This window comes from Xanthomonas sp. NCPPB 3959, from assembly GCF_056675575.1.
Genome location: NZ_JBWWVR010000018.1, coordinates 77,381 through 94,716, shown reverse-complemented (window position 1 = coordinate 94,716; position 17,336 = coordinate 77,381). Strand labels below are relative to the sequence as shown.

Here is a 17,336-nt window from a genome sequence, read left to right as displayed (position 1 = left end):
CTCGCCGATTGCGGGACCGTGTGGCGGCATGGATGCCGCCACCGAGCCTACATGGACGTACTTGCGGCGTGTCCCGCGAGCGGCGAGGACACCGCGCACTCGACCAACCAAGCTTTTGATCGCAGCTAAACGGCGCAACAACTCAAAATCTCTGTACTTCACTCGTCAACGAAGGCGAGTGTGGAAAGCAGTTTGCGGCCATCGATGCAGCGTTCCAGAGGTCTTGTTAGCCGCTCTTAGCGCCCGGCACGCAAAAGGCGCTTGTGCAAACCGCGCCGCTGCGCGTCGCTGAGCAGATGTCCATGGGTGGTCAACAATCCCAGGATCTGCTGATGCGCCTGCTCCGTGCGTCGGGCTAGTTCAGCGCTGGCGGCAGCTTCGATCGCCTTCCAGTCGGCTGGACTCGTTGGCGCGGGGATGGTCGAACGTTGTGCGGGCATGGGCGACACGATCACGGAAACAGGCGCTCATGATACGGCGAGTGCGTGAGCGCTCTATCAGCGTCGGCGGCCCTGCCCTTCAGCAGGCGCGCGTTTGGCCTGGCAGCAGGTGTGGGGCACGCCCAATGAAGGATGCCGCACTGCGGCTCGCGTGGCCTGATCGATCGACCACGCGAGAGCGGTGTGCTCACGCCGCTGGCAATGCGAACTGCTGTACTACCTGATGGCCGATCAGGCCGATGCGCTGGTCGGTCAGATGGCCATCACCGAGGTGGCGCCGGTTCACCGGTAGAGAGGAAGCAATCCAGCGTGTGTTCCAGCTCCGCGAAGGTGCACACCGTGCTGGACGCTACCGTTGCACTGCGATCGCGACAATTGAGCCTCGCCACCACCTGCGCCGGTCGGTGATCACCTGGATACTTCCGTAGCGTCAGCTCGACTGCAACATCGCTGTGCCAGTGCGCCGTCTCCAACGACCAGCACGGATTGTCGAACCTCAGCAGCACCGTGCCAGCGCGCACATCGACGATCTGCGGGGTTTCCACCCACAGCGACATCCGCGCTTCCCATGCAGTGACCTCGATGCGGTAGCTGCCCAACGGCGATTGCCGCCAGGCTGTGGCATCGCCGACCGTCACCTCACTGCGCCGCGTACTGCGCGTCGCTGACCTGTTCCAGCCAGGTCACCGGCGAGCCGTCCTGTGCCTCGGCGATGGCGATATGCGACATCGCAACCGTCGCATTGGCGCCGTGCCAATGCTTGACGCCCGGCGGAATCCACACGATGTCGCCGGGGCGGATCTCCTGCGCCGGCTTGCCCCACTCCTGCACACGCCCGGCACCGGCGGTGACGATCAGCGTCTGACCCAACGGATGGGTGTGCCAGGCAGTGCGCGCGCCCGGCTCGAAGGTCACCGTGGCACCGCCCACCCGCGCCGGCGCGTCGGTCTGGAATGGCGCATCGATACGCACCTTGCCGGTGAAATACTCGGCCGGGCCGACTGCAGAGGCCACGCCACCGGCCTTGCTCACCCTGATCGGTTGTTGCTCTTCACCACCGGGCGTGACGGCGGCCATCATCGACAGCGACATCGCAGTTGCGAACAGATTCATTGTAGTGCTCCTTGATCCAGTGCTTGAACTGTAGCGCGCATGCGTACACCGACTACTCACCCGATTGCGCATGCACCTAGAAACACAGCGCATCAATGCGGGCAATGCACTCGGATTTGAAGCCATCACGCAGGTTCGCGCATGATGCAGCCGCATGAATGGCATGCCTGACGCCGGCATTCGCATCGATGGCGCGTGAAAATCTCAACGATCTGCAGGTCTTCGTCACCGTGGCACGCGAAGGCAGCTTCACCCGTGCCGCCGCGCAACTGGGCGTCTCGCAGTCGGCGTTGAGCCATACCGTGCGCGCATTGGAAACGCGGCTTGGCATTCGTCTATTAACCCGCACCACACGCAGCGTGTCGATGACCGAAGCCGGCGCGCGTCTATTCGAGACTGTGGCACCGCGGCTGGAAGAAATCGACGACGAACTCTCGGCGCTCACCGAATTTCGCGACAAACCGGCAGGCACCATCCGCATCACCACCGCCGGCCATGCCGCCGATGCCTACATCTGGCCGGCGCTATCGAAGGTGCTGCCCGACTATCCCGATCTCAAGATCGAGGTCACGGTCGATTATGGGCTAGCCGATATCGTCGCCGAGCGCTACGACATCGGCATCCGACTCGGCGACCAAGTGGCCAAGGACATGATCGCGGTGCCGATCAGCCCGATGCAGCGCATGGCGGTGGTGGCGGTGCCAAGCTACTTCGTGCATCACACCATCCCGGCGGTGCCGGCCGAGCTGGCGCAGCACAACTGCATCGGCTTGCGCCTGCCCACGCACGGCGGCCTGCTGCCCTGGGACTTCGAAAAAGACGGACGCGAAGTCAAGGTGCGGGTGGACGGGCAATGGACCTTCAACGGCAGCAGCGCGATCCTGCGCGCCGCATTGGCTGGCGGTGGACTGGCGTTTCTGCCGGAAACCATGGTGCTGGAACATATCGCCGCCGGCCGGCTGCGCCGCGTGCTGGACGACTGGTGCGACCCGTTCGACGGCTATTACGCCTATTACCCCAGCCGCCGCCAATCCTCCAGCGCACTCAAGGTGGTGATCGATGCGCTGCGGCACGATCTGGTGCGTTGACGCGGGCGCAAGGGGGCGCCATGGGTGCCGCCCTGGAGACAAGGACGTACTTACTGCGTGTCCTGCGATGGTGCGCAGGCATGACTCTGCAGCTACGCCGCAGATCAGCCGCTCTACACCTGATTTATCCGCACTGCTCAATCACTCCAAGACAACCGAGACTTCGCGTCGTCGCGTCGTTTGGATGTAGCCGAATACTCAACAGCCTGGTTAGTCGAGCGCGCGGGCCCTCGCCGCTCGCGGTACACGCCGTAAACCCATCCCTGGGGCTCGGTGGCGGCATCCATGCCGCCACACGGTCCCGCAAGCGGCGAGGACACCGCACCAGAGCGTTTCCTGGCTGCTTTGTTGAAACCCATGCACCGACCAACTCGACTGGTCCTTGCCCGCCCACCATCGCGGGACCTTACGCGGCATGGATGCCGCGTAAGAGCCTACACGGACGTACTTGCGGCGTGTCCCGCGATGGTGGGCGGGCAAGGGCCCTGCAGCCAAGAAGCAGATCAGCCGCTCTACTACTTACCAACCAGCTTCTGCCGCTCCGGGCTATACCGCTCGCCGACAATCGCCACCGCATCCAATGCCTGCTGGATCCGCGCAAGATCCTCGCCGCTCAACGTCACAGCAGCGCCACCCAGATTCTCTTCGAGTCGATGCAGCTTGGTGGTGCCGGGAATCGGCACGATCCACGGCTTGCGCGACAGCAACCATGCCAATGCGACCTGTGCCGGCGTTGCATCTTTGTCTGCCGCGATGGCCTGGATGCGCTCGACCAGCGCCTGATTGGCCTGCCGCGCTTCGGCCGCAAAGCGCGGTACCTGATTGCGGAAATCGTGGTCGGAAAATTGCGTCTCAGCGTTGATGGCGCCAGTCAAAAATCCCTTGCCGAGCGGGCTGAACGGCACAAACCCGATGCCGAGTTCTTCCAGCGTCGGCAGCACGCTGGTCTCCGGCTCGCGCCACCACAGCGAGTATTCGCTTTGCAACGCGGTCACCGGTTGCACCGCGTGCGCGCGACGAATGGTGTCGGCACCGGCTTCGGAGAGGCCAAAGTGTTTGACCTTGCCTTCGGCGATCAAGTCCTTGACGGTCCCGGCGACTTCTTCGATCGGCACCGCCGGGTCCACGCGATGTTGATAGAACAGATCGATACGGTCTGTCTTCAGGCGTGCAAGGCTGGCCTCTGCCACCGCGCGGATACCTTCGGGGCGGCTGTCGAGACCGGCATCGGCATGTCCGTTCTTGAAACCGAACTTGGTCGCAATCACCACCTGGTCGCGATGCGCGGACAATGCCTCGCCCAACAGTTCCTCGTTGACGAAGGGCCCGTAGGCTTCGGCAGTGTCGAAGAAGGTCACGCCCTGCTCCACCGCCGCATGCAGCAGCGCAATGGCGTCCTTGCGCGCGGTCGCCGGCCCGTAGCCGTAGCTCAGGCCCATGCAACCCAAGCCCAATGCGGACACCTGTAGCCCGCTGTTTCCCAACTGTCGTGTTTGCATCGTTTACTCCCGCGGCACACCGCCGCATTGGATGAGTCGGCCGCAGGCGGCAACACCGCTGCAGCACCGATGCCACACCATAATCCTGCGCCACGCGCACATTGCACAGCGGCTGGCGCTAACGGTTATGAGCGCGCTTCATCAACGCAGTGGTCGGCATGCGTGTCATGAAGCGAGTGATGGGCGCATACAAACGCGACAGACACGCGCAAACAACCCGCAAGCGCAGTTCCATCGCGCCTAGAACCCGCTCGGCACTTCGCGCTTGGTTGTGCCCACCGTGCGCGCAACATCCGGCCGATACGCACGCAAGAACAGCGCAACCGCACCGCTCACATAGCGCTCCTGCTGCACAAAATCCGCATCCACGCCATCGCCACGCATCGCCGCATTTGCAGGCAAGCCGGTCATCAAGCCGAAAAAATGCACCGAGGCATCGGGCAGATTGTCGATGACCAAGCTGCCCCGCTCCACCTCGCGCGCCAACAGCGCGCGCATCATGCTGTCGTAGCGCTCGAAGGACAGCGTCCACATCTCTTCGCGCATCTGGCTGGGCAACAACGGCGGCCGCACCAGGCCATACGCCGCATCGTCCAGCACGCCGCTGGTGGAGATCCGCAGCACCGCCTTGGCGACCGCCGCCAGGCGCTGCTCCAACGGCGCCTGCATCTCCAACAACGCGTCCCATCGGTTGGGCGATGCATGCGCCAGCGCTTCCAGCGTAGTGCGGAACAGCACCTCCTTGGACGCGAAATGCGCATACACCGTGGCCTTGGATACCATCGCACGCTCGGCGATGGTATCCATGCTGGTCTTGTCGAACCCCTGGCGCGGAAACAGCTGCCGCGCCGCCGCCAGAATCGCGCCACGTTTGTCGTGTGGCGCGCGCCTGGGCGGGCGTGCAGGCACGACATCAACGTCCGCCTCAGCCATTGGGATGACCTGTCGCGGTGGTGGCCACAGTGGGCTCGGCCGATTGCAGCCAGCCGCCGCCCATCGCCTTGTAGAACGTCGCCAGATTGGTGAAGCGCGACAGCTGCGTGGTGATCAGGGTCTGCTGCGCGCTGTACAGCGAACGCTGCGCATCCAGCGCCTGCAGATAGCTGTCCACGCCGCGTTCGAAGCGCGCCTGCGACAGCCGGTAGCTGTCGGCAGTGGCATCCACCAGCGCCTGTTGCGCCTGCAATTGCCGGCCCAGCGTCTCGCGCTGCGCCAGCGCATCGGACACTTCGCGGAATGCGCTCTGGATCGCCTTTTCGTACTGCGCCACTTCGATAGCGCGATTGGCCTTGGCCATGTCCAGATTGGCGCGGTTACGCCCGGCGTTGAAGATCGGCAACGTCAGCGTGGGCACAAAACTCCAGGCGCGGGTGCCGGAATCGAACAGGTTGGACAGACTGCTGGTGGACGAGCCCTGCGATGCCGTCAGGCTGATGCTGGGAAAGAACGCTGCACGCGCCGCACCGATATTGGCATTGGCCGCACGCAAGTTGCGCTCGGCTTCCAGAATGTCCGGGCGACGTTGCAGCAGCTGCGATGGCAATCCGGCCGGCACGCTGGCCAGCACGTTGCCGTCCACGCTGGCGCCATCGGGCAAGGCACGCGGCAACAGGTCCACCGGCACCTGCGTGCCCACCAGCAGCACCAGGGCATTGCGATCCTGCGCCACCTGCGCGGTATAACGCTCCACATCCACGCGTGCGGTTTCCACCGTGGTCTGTGCCTGGCGCAGAGTGAGCTGCGAGGCCACGCCCAACTCGAAGCTGCGTTGCTGCAGGCGATAACTATCGCTCTGGCTGCTCAAGGTGGACTGCGCCAGTTGCAGCAACTGCTGATCCGCTGCCAGCGTCAGATAGGCGGTGGCCACTTCGGCCACCAGGCTGATGTGCGTGCTGCGGCGGGCCTCGGCGGTGGACAGAAACTGCTGCAACGCCTGTTCCTTCAGGCTGCGCACACGCCCGAACAGATCCAGCTCGTACGCACTGACGCCGATGTTGGCGCTGTAGGTGCGAAACACCTGCGGCTGGCCCGGAATCGCCAGCTCCGACGGTGTGCGCGCGTTGTTGGAAGTGCCGGTGCCCTGCACCGAAGGCAGCAGCGCAGCGCGCTCCACCCGGTACTGCGCGCGTGCCACTTCGATGTTGAGCGCAGCCACGCGCAGATCGCGATTGTTTTCCAATGCCAGCGCGATCACCTGCTGTAGCGCGGGGTCGGTGAACACCTGCCGCCAGCCGATGTTGGCGATGTCCGTCGCCTCGTCGGTGCCGGTGTTGGTGGCGTCGGTGGCGTTCGAAGCAATGGTGATATCGGTGCCGGCAAAGCGATCCGGCACCGGCGCGTCGGGCCGTGCATAGCGCGGCATCAACGTGCAACCGGACAGCACGCTGGCCACCGCGATCGCGGTCAATGTCATGCGAATCGGGGTCATCTCAGTGTCCTGTCGGTTGCGGGGCGGGTGAAGTGGTCTGTGGTCGGCGCTTGAACAAGCCCATTACCAACACGAAGAACAACGGCACGAACAAGATCGCCAGGATCGTGCCGGACAACATGCCGCCGATCACGGCGGTGCCCAACGCATGCTGCGCGCCTGCACCGGCACCACTGCCGAGCACCAACGGCACCACGCCCAGGATGAAGGCCAGCGATGTCATCAGGATTGGCCGCAAGCGCATGCGTGCCGCTTCCAATGCCGAGTCGATCAGACTCTTGCCGCTTTCATGCAGCTCCTTGGCGAACTCCACGATCAGAATCGCGTTTTTAGATGCCAAACCAATCGTGGTGAGCAGGCCCACCTGAAAGTACACATCATTCATTTTCCAGGTCAGCATCGCGCCCAGCAGCGTGCCGAACACGCCCAACGGCACCACCAGAATCACCGAGAACGGAATCGCCCAGCTTTCGTACAACGCGGCCAGGCACAGGAACACGATCAGGATCGACAACCCGTACAACAGGCCGGTCTGGCCGGTGGAGGACTTTTCCTGTCGCGACAAACCAGTCCACTCGAAGCCGATGCCCGGCGGCAATTTGGCCGCCGCCGCTTCCACTATCTGCATCGCTTCACCACTGGATGCCGCGCCGGGCAGCGCCATGCCCAGGATTTCCACCGACGGCACGCTGTTGTAACGCTCCAACCGCGGCGAGCCCGATTGCCAGCTGGCGGTGGCGAAGGCGTTGAACGGCACCATGGTGCCGGCGCTGTTGCGCACGAACCAGCGGTCGATGTCCTGCGGATTCATGCGGTACACCGCATCGGCCTGCAGCATCACCTTCTTGACCCGTCCCTTGTCGATGAAGTCGTTGACGTAGGTACTGCCCCATGCGCTGGAGAAGGTGTTGTTGATGTCGGCAATCGACACGCCCATGGCCTGCGCCTTGTGCGAATCGATCTCCAGCTTGAACTCGGGCGTGTCTTCCTGCCCGTTCGGGCGCACCGCCACCAGGCGCTTGTCCTGCGACAACTCGGCAAGCAACTGATTGCGCGCCTGCATCAAAGCTTCATGACCGAGGTTGGCGCGGTCCTGCAGCATCAGGTCGAAACCGGTGGCATTGCCCAACTCGGACACCGCCGGCGGTGCGAACGCGAACACCCTGGCATCGCGGATGCCGGCGAAAAAGGCACCGGCCTTGGCCGCAACATCGGTGACGCTCTGGCCCTTGCCGGTCCGCTCGTCCCACGGCCGCAGCTTGACGAACGCCAGGCCGGTATTCTGGCCGCTACCGGCAAAACTGAAACCAGAGACGGCAAACACGCCAGCGACCGAATCCTTCTGGTCCACCAGAAAGTGATGTTCCACCTGCTTGAGCACCTCACCGGTGCGCGCATCGGTGGCACCGGGCGGCAACTGCACCAGCACGAACAGCGTGCCCTGGTCTTCGTCTGGCAAAAACCCCACCGGCAATTTCATGAAGCCGAACACCACCAACGCCAGCAGCGCGGCATAGGCAAGCATGTAACCCCAGCCCTTGCCCAGCATGTGCCGCACCACGCCCTGGTAGCGGTTGTTGCCGCGATCGAACACGCGGTTGAACCAGCCGAAGAAACCGGTGGTGGCCAGGCCATGGCCTTTTTCCACCGGCTTGAGCAAGGTGGCGCACAGGGCCGGAGTCAGGATCATCGCCACCAGCACCGACAAGGTCATGGCAGACACAATCGTGATCGAGAACTGCCGATAGATCACACCGGTGGAGCCACCGAAGAACGCCATCGGCACGAACACCGCCGCCAGCACCAACGCCACGCCCACCAGCGCACCAGAGATCTGATCCATCGATTTACGCGTGGCTTCCTTGGGCGACAGGTGTTCTTCGCCCATCACGCGCTCGACGTTTTCCACCACCACGATCGCATCGTCCACCAGCAAACCGATCGCCAGCACCATCGCGAACATGGTCAGCGTATTGATGGTGAAACCGAACACCGCCAGCACGCCGAACGTGCCCAGTAACACCACCGGCACCGCAATGGTGGGGATCAAGGTCGCGCGGAAGTTCTGCAGAAACAGATACATCACCAGGAACACCAGCACCACCGCTTCGATCAGCGTGTGCACCACCTGCTCGATGGAGATCCGCACGAACGGGGTGGTGTCGTACGGCTTTTGCACCTTCATGCCGGGCGGGAAGAACTTCTCCTGCTCTTCCAGGCTTTTGTCGATGGCGCGCACGGTATCCAGTGCGTTCGCACCGGTGGCCAGCTTGATCGCCAGACCGGCCGCCGGCTTGCCGTTGTAGCGGCCCACCGTGTTGTAACTCTCGCTGCCCAGTTCGATGCGCGCCACATCGCGCAGCCGCACCTGCGCGCCATCGGACTGCGTGCGCAGCAGGATGTTCTCGAACTGCTCGGCCGTCTTGAGCCGGGTTTGCGCAGTGATGGTGGCATTGAGTTGCTGATTGGCCACCGCCGGCAACGCACCCAGCTGGCCCGCCGAGACCTGCGCGTTCTGCGCCTGGATCGCGGTGCGGACATCCACCGGAGTCAGGCTGAAATTATTCAACTTGTTGGGGTCCATCCACACCCGCATGGCGTACTGCGAGCCGAACAAGGTGGTATCGCCCACGCCTTCGACGCGGCTGATGGTTTCCTGCACGTTGGCCGCCACGTAATCGGACAGGTCCGAATCGCTCATGCTGCCGTCTTCGGAAGTGAAGGCCAGCACGTTGAGGAAGTTGGTGGCCGACTTGGTCACGGTGACGCCTTGCTGCTGCACTTCCTGCGGCAACAACGGGGTGGCCAGCGACAACTTGTTCTGCACCTGCACCTGCGCGGTGTCCGGATCGGTGCCGTTTTCGAAGGTCAGGGTGATGGTCACCGCACCGCTGGATTCGCTGGTGGAGGCCATGTAGCTGAGGTGGTCCAGCCCCTTCATCTTCTGCTCGATGACCTGGGTGACGGTGTCTTCCAGGGTCTGCGCCGAAGCGCCAGGGTAGTTGGCGGTGATGGCGACGGCGGGCGGTGCGATGCTGGGGTACTGCGCAATCGGCAGTGTGGCGATGGACAGGATGCCGGCCAGCATCACGATGATGGCCAACACCCAGGCGAAGATCGGACGATCGATAAAAAAGCGTGCCATGACGTGTGATCCCGCCTCAGTTGGCCGCACGCGGTGCGGTCGGGGCGGAAGGGGTGCCGGCTGCATGACCACCACCAGTCGCGGGCTTGCCCTTGGGCTGCCACGGCGCGGTCTTGACCTCGATGCCGTCGCGGGCGCGCGAGACGCCTTCGACCACCACCTGCTCGCCGGTCTTCAGGCCACTGCGCACCAGCCACTGGTCGCCGACTTCGCGGTCGGTTTCCAGTACACGCAATTGCAGCTTGTGATCGGCACCGACCACGAACGCGGTCGGCTTGCCGGCGCCGTTGCGCGAGACCGCCTGCTGCGGCACCAGCACGCCCTGCTCCTTGATGCCCTCCTGCAGCACCGCGCGCACGTACATGCCCGGCAACAACTCCGCATTCGGGTTCGGGAACACCGCGCGCAAGGTAATCGAGCCGGTGTTCTGGTCGACGGTGACATCGGAGAACGCCAGCTGGCCCTGCAGCGGATAGGTGCTGCCGTCTTCCAGCAGCAGCGACACCTTGGCTGCATCGTCGCCGGCCTTTTCCAGATCGCCGCGCGCCATCGCCTGCCTGAGCCGCAATAACGCCGCGCTGGGCTGGGTGACGTCGATATAGATCGGGTCCAGCTGCTGGATGGTGGTCAGCGCGGTGGCCTGGTTGGCGGTCACCAACGCACCGGGGGTCACGCTGGAGCGGCCGATGCGACCGGAGATCGGTGCATCCATGCGCGCGAACGCCAGGTTGATGCGCGCGGTCTCCACGCTCGCCTTGCCGGCGGCCACATCGGCCTCGGCCTGGCCCAGCGCAGCATCGGTGTCGTCGCCCTCCTGCTGGCTGACCGCCTTGATCTGCACCAGCTCGGTGTAGCGCTGGGCCTTGAGTCTAGCGGTGCGCAGATTGGCCTGCGCCTTGGCCAGGGTGGCCTGGGCGCTGGCATAGCTGGCGCGATAGGTCGCCGGATCAATCTGGTACAGCGTTTGCCCGGCCTTGACGTCGCCGCCCTCGGTGAACTGGCGCGTCTGCACGATGCCGCCCACTTGCGGGCGAACTTCGGCGATCAGGTAGGGAACGGTGCGTCCGGGCAGCTCAGTGGTAAGCGTCACCGGCTGCGGTTTGACGGTCAGCACGCCCATCTCGGGCATGCCCTCAGCCGGCGGCGGACCTCCCGGCGGGCTGCCGCAGGCACTCAGCAAAACGGTGGCAGCAACGGCAGCGGCAAGCAAAGGCAGGCGAAACGAAGCATGAGGACGCACGAGAAGGTCTCCGACGGGACGCATGAGGATTAAATCTAAACGGTACGGTTTGGTATCCTAATAAGCTCATCCGTGGCCGTCAAGCATTCCTGCCCAGTCGGTATACTTAAAGTTCAAAAGTGGAGTGAATTGATGCGGGTCAGAACCGAAGAAAAACGCGACGCCATCGTGCAGGCGGCCAGCGAGGTCTTCCTCGAGCTGGGCTTTGAAGGCGCCTCGATGTCGCAGATCGCCGCCCGCGTGGGCGGCTCCAAGCGCACGTTGTACGGCTACTTCCCGTCCAAGGAAGAGCTGTTCGTGGCGTTTGCCAAGGACATGTCCGACCGCTATTTCGACCCGCTGCTGAGTGCGCTTTCGCAAAGCAGCGGCCCCGTTGCCGAGGCCCTGCAACGGTTCGGCGAGGACGTGCTCACCTTCTTGTGCGCAACGCCCAACATCACCAGTTGGCAGACCATCATCGGGGTATCCGGCAGATCAGACGTCGGCGCGCTGTTTTTCAGCGCCGGTCAACAAGAAGGCATGCAGCGCTTCGCCGAATACCTGCAGACCCAAGTGGACTGCGGCCTGCTTCGCTGCGACGACACCCTGCTTGCCGCCCACCAGTTCGCCGCCCTGCTCGAAGCCGAAACCCTGATGCCCTGCCTGTTCGGCGCGCTCAAGGATCCCTCGCCCGAGTATCTACGCGACGCGACGCAGCGCGCAGTAGAGCTGTTTCTGGCGGGCTATGGATGCAAGAACACCGCTGCGGCGTGATGCGCGGCAGTGCTGCGTCTGCGCACTGCCTGCAACTAAGAGCGGCTAACAAAACTACTTCACGCCAGCCTACTGCACAGGCCGACGGATCTGCGGCCTGGCTGCAGGGCCCTTGCCCGCCCACCGTCGCGGGACACGCCGCAAGTACGTCCATGTAGGCTCTTACGCGGCATCCATGCCGCGTAAGGTCCCGCGACGGTGGGCGGGCAAGGACCTGTCGAGTTGATCGGTGCGCATGGCTTTCAATAAAACAGCCGACCAACTTTCTGGTGCGGTGTCCTCACCGCTTGCGGGACCGTGTGGCGGCATGGATGCCGCAACCGAGCCCACATGGACGTACTTGCGGCGTGTCCCGCAAGCGGTGAGGGCACCGCGCCCTCGACCCACGCAGCGTTTGATCTGGACTTCTGACTGCATCCACCAAGAGACCGCCGACAAAACCACTGCACTCGCTGATAGGCGCTCGCTCGCTAGGTTTTGTTAGCCGCTCTAAGTGAACCGCCCTGCGCTTGCCTGGCGATCCTTACTCGGCCACCGCGCACTTGGCGCACAAGCCATGTACTTCCAGCGTCTGCGCCTGCGGCTGAAAACCCAGTGCCTTGGCGCGGGCTTCCAGTTGCGAGACCACGTCGCGGTCTTCCAGCTCCACCGCGCTATGGCAGCGGTCGCAGATCAGGAACGGTACCGAGTGCTGGGCGCTGTTGGGGTGGTGGCAGGCGACGAAGGCGTTGACCGATTCGAGCTTGTGCACGAAGCCATTGGCCATCAGAAAATCCAGCGCGCGGTACACCGTGGGCGGCGCGTCGGCGCCGACGCCCTTGCCTTCGCGCACCCAGTCCAGCAGCTCGTAGGCCTTGACCGGCTTACCGGCATCGGCGATCAGCCGCAGCACATTCGCGCGGATCGGCGTCAGCCGCAGGCCGCGCTCGGTGCACGCACGCTCTACCGCGCGCACGAAGCCGTTGGCGTCGTCGACGTGGTGATGCGGTGCAGTGCAGGCGTGTTCGTTGGTTTTCATCACAGGCTCCGGCGGTCAGCCCGCTCCTATCTTGATGAGTGCCGCATCGATGCGTTTCAAGGCACCCTCGCGGCCGGCCAGGTACACCGTCTGCGAAATATCCGGGCTGACCTGGGTGCCGGTGATGGCCACGCGCAGCGGCTGGGCGACCTTGCCCATGCCCAGTTCCAGCGCGGCGGCCGCATCGTGCAGCGCGGCCGAGACACTTTCCACACTCCATTCGCTCACGCCGGCCAGCAGTTCGCGCGCCTTGCCCAGCGGCACTTCGGCGCCTAGCTTGAGGTGCTTGATCACCGCAGCTTCGTCATAGGTTTCCAGCGGCTGGTACCAGACCACGGCTTTTTCGGCCATTTCCTTCAAGGTCTGCACGCGCTCGCGTAGCGCCACCACCACATCGGCGGCGGCCGGGCCGGCAGCGACATCGATGCCGAGCTTGGCCAGCTGGTATTCCAGCTGCGGGGCGATGCTGGCCGGGTCGTCGGTCTTGAGGTAATGCTGATTGACCCAGCCCAGCTTGGCCATGTCCAGCCGCGCGGCCTTGGAATTGACGTCCTTGACGTCGAACAGGTCGAGCAATTCCTGCTGGGTGAACAACTCCTGGTCGCCGTGCGACCAGCCCAGACGTGCCAGATAATTGATCAGCGCATGCGGCAGGTAGCCGGCGTCCTTGTACTGCATCACGTCGGCCGCGCCGGTGCGCTTGGACAGCTTGGCGCCCTGCTCGTCCAGGATCATCGGCATGTGCGCGAACTTCGGCACCGGTGCGCCCAGCGCCTCATAGATGTTGATCTGGCGCGGGGTGTTGTTGATGTGGTCGTCGCCGCGGATCACCTCGGTGATGCCCATGTCCCAGTCGTCCACCACCACCGCGAAGTTGTAGGTGGGGAAGCCGTCCGGGCGGAAGATCACCATGTCGTCGAGCTCGCTGTTGGCGATCTCGATACGGCCCTTGATCAGGTCGTCGAACACCACCGTGCCGGCTTGCGGATTTTTGAAGCGGATCACCCGGTTGGGATCGTCGCGGTACGGCAGGTTCTGCTCGCGCGCGGCGCCGTTGTAGCGCGGTTTTTCCTGCTTGGCCATCGCGGCCTCGCGCATGGCGTCGAGCTCGGCGCGGGTTTCGTAGGCGTAATAGGCCTTGCCCTGCGCCAGCAGCTGCTCGGCGACCTCCTGATAGCGGGCCACGCGCTGGGTCTGGTAGATCGGGCCTTCGTCGTAGCCCAGGCCCAGCCACTCCATTGCCTCCAGGATGGCGTCGATCGCCTCCTGAGTGCTGCGCTCACGGTCGGTATCTTCGATGCGCAGCACGAACTGCCCGCCGCGGTGGCGTGCCTCCAGCCAGCAATACAGGGCGGTGCGGGCGCCGCCGATGTGCAGGTAACCGGTGGGGCTGGGGGCAAAACGGGTGCGGCAGGTCATGGAGCGCTCGGCGAAACGGGTGTCGGCCGATTTTACCTTGCGCAGCGCAGACCTGCCCGCTTGCGGCTCAGCGGTTGCGCAGCAGGTCGCCGTAGACCACGCAATCGCCACCACTGCGCGCCGGGCCTGGTGCGTCGTACAGCACCAGCCAACTGGGCGTGTTGCCGGCCAGGTGTTTGGGAAGGTTGCAGATCGCCTCGGCACGGTCGCTGTCGGTGCCATGCGGCAGCACCGCCGATTCCAGCAGGTCGTGCTGAAAGCGCACCGGCGCCTGGTTGGCGGCCAGCGCCGCGCGCGCGTCCGGCCATTTGAACAGGCGGATTTCGCCGTTCAGCACCATGGTCGGCCCGGCCAACAGGTACAGATCGTCGCCGGAATAATGCAGGTCGCGGATGCCCAGCCCGCCCAGTTGCAGGAAGTGCTTGCGCAACAGCGTGCCGTCTTCGTCCAGCGGCGCCAGGCGCAGATGATCGCCATGCGCCTCGACCCGGATCTCCAGCATTGCCGACCAGCCGCGCAGCACCGGCCCACGCAGGCCAAGCAGCAGCCGTTGGCCGTCCACCACGATGCCTTCGATATCGAAGCCGTTGTCCTTGCCGGGGATCTTCAGAAACGGGCCGAAATGCGGGTCGTCGGCCAGCAGGTCGGTGAGCTGGTTGTGCTTGGCATCGCCCTTGAGTCGCAGCGCGCGACGGCCGTCGGCGGCTTCGCGTACCAGTCGCGGGGTGCCGTCGGCATCGCGTTCGATCGGCAGACAGGCCAGCAGGCGGCGGTTGGCATCGAGTTTGAGCTTGGTCAGGCGCTTGGCGTTTTCGGCATCGTCGCGGCTGCGTTTGGCATTTTTGCGTTTGAGGCCATGCGAGCCGATCACCCACAGAAATCCATCCGACAGCGCCATGCCTTCCAGATCCGCCTCCTCGGCCGCCTCGCCCGGCAGATCCAGCAACTCGGCCAGCGCAAAGCTGTGCCCTTCGCCGAAGCGCAGCGTCTCGCGCTGCACGGGATCGAGCTTGCGCAGCCGATCCACCGCGCAGGCTTCGTCGCCAGCCACCCACAGCCAGTCGTCGGTGAAGGCCGCGCCGGACAGATTGCTGTGCACCAGCGCACCGGGCGCGAATTCGAGACGGACGCTGTGCGGAATCAGGGTTTTCTTGGCCATGGGAACCTGGTGGGTGATAGGTCAGTCGAACGCGGCCAGCTTGGCACGCGCTACGTGAGCGGCCAACTGCCCGTGCCAATCGCGGTCGTTGGCAACCTGCGCGTGTGCGCGGCTGGCTTCGAAGGCGTCGAAGTCCAGCTCCGCATAGGCCCACACCGTATCGCCGTGCGTTTGTGCCAGCACGCCATCGGCCGGGAAGCCGACATCCATCGGCGCGAACACCGCCGCCTCGCCGGTATTGATGTCCAGTGCCGGGCTCCACGGCGCCTCGCCGGCGGTGACCGATTGCGCCACGAACACACGATTTTCCAGCGCGCGCGCCAGGCAGCCGATGCGCACCCGCATCGCCCCGGCGGCGGTGTCGGTGCAACTGGGCACGATCAACAGCCGCGCACCTGCTTCGTACTGCGCACGCACCGGCAGCGGAAATTCGCTGTCGTAGCAGATGGCAATGGCTGCGCGCACGCCATCCAGCTCGAACACCTTCAGCGCATCGCCGGGATCGATCAGCCCGGTGGCCTTTTCGAAGCCGGTGAGCTGCAGTTTGTCCTGCCAGCCATGCAGGCCGTCGGGCGTGAACCAGTCGCTGCGATTGCGGTAGCGGCCCTGGCCCAAATCCAGCAGAAAGCTGCCGGCAATCAGATGTACCTGATGCTGGCGCGCCAATCCGGAAAACAGCTCCAGCCACGGCGCACGCAGCACCTGGATCGCCGCCAGCGACTCCGGCAAACCGGCAGAAACCTGCGTGCCGAAGGTTGCGCCCAACTCCAGCGCCAGATATTCCGGCAGTACCAGCACACGTGCGCCGGCAGCGGCGGCCTCACTCACCAACTCGGATTGACGCGCGGCGAACGCAGCGAAATCGGCGGGTTTGCCGATCGGATATTTGGCGACGGCGATTTTCATCTGGTGGCCTTGTTGCGATTGATCGGAAGGTACGACGTGGCGAGGCGCTCGTTGGCAATCATGACGACACCGCACGCGTCCATACGCTCAAACTGTGGTCGATCTCGCCATGTTGCAACTCTGCCCACGCCAGCTGCACGCGCATGCCCGGTTGCGGTACATAGCCACGCTTGCGCCAGAACACATCGTTGGGGCGGTAGTCGGCCGGCTTGCGCGGATCGTCGAGTGCGCGCTCCACAGAGCAAAACGCAGTGAGCGCGAATCGGCCCAAAGTGCGTGCATGTGCTTCACGTCGGTCGAAAAATGCGTGACCGATCCCCTGCCCGCGATACGCCGGCAGCAACACCGACTCGCCAAAATAGAACACGCTGGCGGGGTCGATGCCGGCCACGCGAAATGGCACGTGGAAGGCCTCGCTGTCGTCGAGCAACGGCAAACCGGTAGAGGCACCGATCACCGCATCGCCATCGCGTGCCAGCACGAACACGCTATCCGGCGAGGCCGCATACGCAGCCAGATAACCGCGTTCGTAATCGGCATCGCCCTCGTACAGATACGGCCATGCCCGGAACACCGCGATGCGCAGCTGCGCTACCGCATCCAGATGCGGCAACACGTCCGTGCCGCGCACCGTTTCGACGATCAGGGAGGAACCAGTCATGCCTGCATGGTAAGCGAGCCTGACCCGCCTGCCACATCGAGCATCACCGCAGCCAACGGTCGTTGCACGGACCCGCCGCATCGGGGTGCTGCCATAGCAGCCACACCGCCGCTTCTTCGGCGGCCAGCAGCACCCCGAGCAGTGCATCGGTACTGCGAGTCCAATAGCTGCCGTTGTTCAACCGCTGCCATGGCCCGTAGCTGCGCGTCGGCGCCGTGCCAGGCCGCGCTTTGTGCTGCTGCGCCGCCTTCAAAAAACCGGCTCCGCCCGTGCGCAGCGCCTGAGCAGTGGCTGCATGCAGGCGCAGGCCGATCACGCCGCCGCGCCCCTCACGGCCGAGCGGCAATGCCGACAATGGCGAACATTCCCAGCGTTGCAGTGGCGCTGCGGGAAGCAGCGCCACCGTGTCGATCCCGGCGGGCAGCAAACGCTGCGCCCGCCGGTGTACCTGTGCGTGAGCGAGCATG

The 17,336-nt window shown here is 64.4% G+C and carries 16 protein-coding genes; 2 read left to right on the top strand and 14 right to left on the bottom strand.

Annotation, left to right across the window (positions count from 1 at the left end):
• Positions 1-236: 236 nt before the first annotated feature.
• From AC1KVG_RS18520 to AC1KVG_RS18510, 3 genes are all read right to left on the bottom strand, one after another.
• On the bottom strand, positions 237-440 hold the full coding sequence (locus AC1KVG_RS18520; protein WP_006450229.1) for a hypothetical protein: 204 nt from the start codon (positions 438-440) through the stop codon (positions 237-239).
• Between the two features lie 263 nt (positions 441-703).
• Positions 704-1,078 (bottom strand): hypothetical protein, encoded by a 375-nt coding sequence (locus AC1KVG_RS18515; protein WP_481095348.1) that lies wholly within the window; start codon positions 1,076-1,078, stop codon positions 704-706.
• A gap of 1 nt (position 1,079) precedes the next feature.
• Positions 1,080-1,553 carry a (R)-mandelonitrile lyase gene (locus tag AC1KVG_RS18510; protein ID WP_481095347.1) on the bottom strand — a complete coding sequence of 158 codons (474 nt, stop codon included), beginning with the start codon at positions 1,551-1,553 and terminating at the stop codon, positions 1,080-1,082.
• Between the two features lie 188 nt (positions 1,554-1,741).
• Here AC1KVG_RS18510 and AC1KVG_RS18505 point away from each other — a divergent pair, with 188 nt between their 5' ends.
• Positions 1,742-2,641, top strand: a complete 900-nt coding sequence (locus AC1KVG_RS18505) for a LysR family transcriptional regulator (RefSeq protein WP_162498362.1) — start codon at positions 1,742-1,744, stop codon at positions 2,639-2,641.
• Positions 2,642-3,156: 515 nt separating this feature from the next.
• On the opposite strand, the gene AC1KVG_RS18500 is transcribed toward AC1KVG_RS18505, so the two are convergent.
• From AC1KVG_RS18500 to AC1KVG_RS18480, 5 genes are all read right to left on the bottom strand, one after another.
• Complete coding sequence (locus AC1KVG_RS18500; RefSeq protein WP_481095346.1) at positions 3,157-4,140, bottom strand: aldo/keto reductase; 984 nt, start codon at positions 4,138-4,140, stop codon at positions 3,157-3,159.
• A 240-nt stretch (positions 4,141-4,380) separates the two neighbouring features.
• A complete protein-coding gene (locus AC1KVG_RS18495) occupies positions 4,381-5,073 on the bottom strand; it encodes a TetR/AcrR family transcriptional regulator (RefSeq protein ID WP_481095345.1) in 693 nt (230 codons plus the stop codon).
• Positions 5,066-6,568, bottom strand: coding sequence for an efflux transporter outer membrane subunit (locus AC1KVG_RS18490; RefSeq protein WP_481095344.1), 1,503 nt, complete (start codon positions 6,566-6,568; stop codon positions 5,066-5,068). Before AC1KVG_RS18490 ends, AC1KVG_RS18495 begins: the two co-directional genes overlap by 8 nt.
• A 1-nt stretch (position 6,569) precedes the next feature.
• Positions 6,570-9,713: an efflux RND transporter permease subunit gene (locus AC1KVG_RS18485; protein ID WP_481095343.1), complete on the bottom strand. Its 3,144-nt coding sequence runs from the start codon at positions 9,711-9,713 to the stop codon at positions 6,570-6,572.
• Positions 9,714-9,729: 16 nt separating this feature from the next.
• Entirely contained in the window at positions 9,730-10,953 is a 1,224-nt protein-coding gene (locus AC1KVG_RS18480) for an efflux RND transporter periplasmic adaptor subunit (protein ID WP_481095342.1), read from the bottom strand.
• A gap of 132 nt (positions 10,954-11,085) precedes the next feature.
• Here AC1KVG_RS18480 and AC1KVG_RS18475 point away from each other — a divergent pair, with 132 nt between their 5' ends.
• Entirely contained in the window at positions 11,086-11,706 is a 621-nt protein-coding gene (locus AC1KVG_RS18475) for a TetR/AcrR family transcriptional regulator (protein ID WP_023904545.1), read from the top strand.
• A 523-nt stretch (positions 11,707-12,229) separates the two neighbouring features.
• Here the strand turns inward: AC1KVG_RS18475 and AC1KVG_RS18470 are convergent.
• The 6 genes from AC1KVG_RS18470 to AC1KVG_RS18445 form a co-directional block, all read right to left on the bottom strand.
• Positions 12,230-12,724 carry a transcriptional repressor gene (locus AC1KVG_RS18470; protein ID WP_023904546.1) on the bottom strand — a complete coding sequence of 165 codons (495 nt, stop codon included), beginning with the start codon at positions 12,722-12,724 and terminating at the stop codon, positions 12,230-12,232.
• A 15-nt stretch (positions 12,725-12,739) separates the two neighbouring features.
• On the bottom strand, positions 12,740-14,143 hold the full coding sequence (gltX, locus tag AC1KVG_RS18465; RefSeq protein WP_481095341.1) for a glutamate--tRNA ligase: 1,404 nt from the start codon (positions 14,141-14,143) through the stop codon (positions 12,740-12,742).
• Positions 14,144-14,210: 67 nt separating this feature from the next.
• A complete protein-coding gene (locus AC1KVG_RS18460; RefSeq protein WP_229011375.1) occupies positions 14,211-15,302 on the bottom strand; it encodes a DUF3616 domain-containing protein in 1,092 nt (363 codons plus the stop codon).
• 21 nt (positions 15,303-15,323) lie between these two features.
• Positions 15,324-16,208, bottom strand: coding sequence for a carbon-nitrogen hydrolase family protein (locus tag AC1KVG_RS18455; protein WP_481095340.1), 885 nt, complete (start codon positions 16,206-16,208; stop codon positions 15,324-15,326).
• A gap of 58 nt (positions 16,209-16,266) precedes the next feature.
• A complete protein-coding gene (locus AC1KVG_RS18450; protein ID WP_481095339.1) occupies positions 16,267-16,869 on the bottom strand; it encodes a GNAT family N-acetyltransferase in 603 nt (200 codons plus the stop codon).
• Positions 16,870-16,912: 43 nt separating this feature from the next.
• Positions 16,913-17,335, bottom strand: coding sequence for a hypothetical protein (locus AC1KVG_RS18445; RefSeq protein WP_481095338.1), 423 nt, complete (start codon positions 17,333-17,335; stop codon positions 16,913-16,915).
• Between the last annotated feature and the right edge of the window lies 1 nt (position 17,336).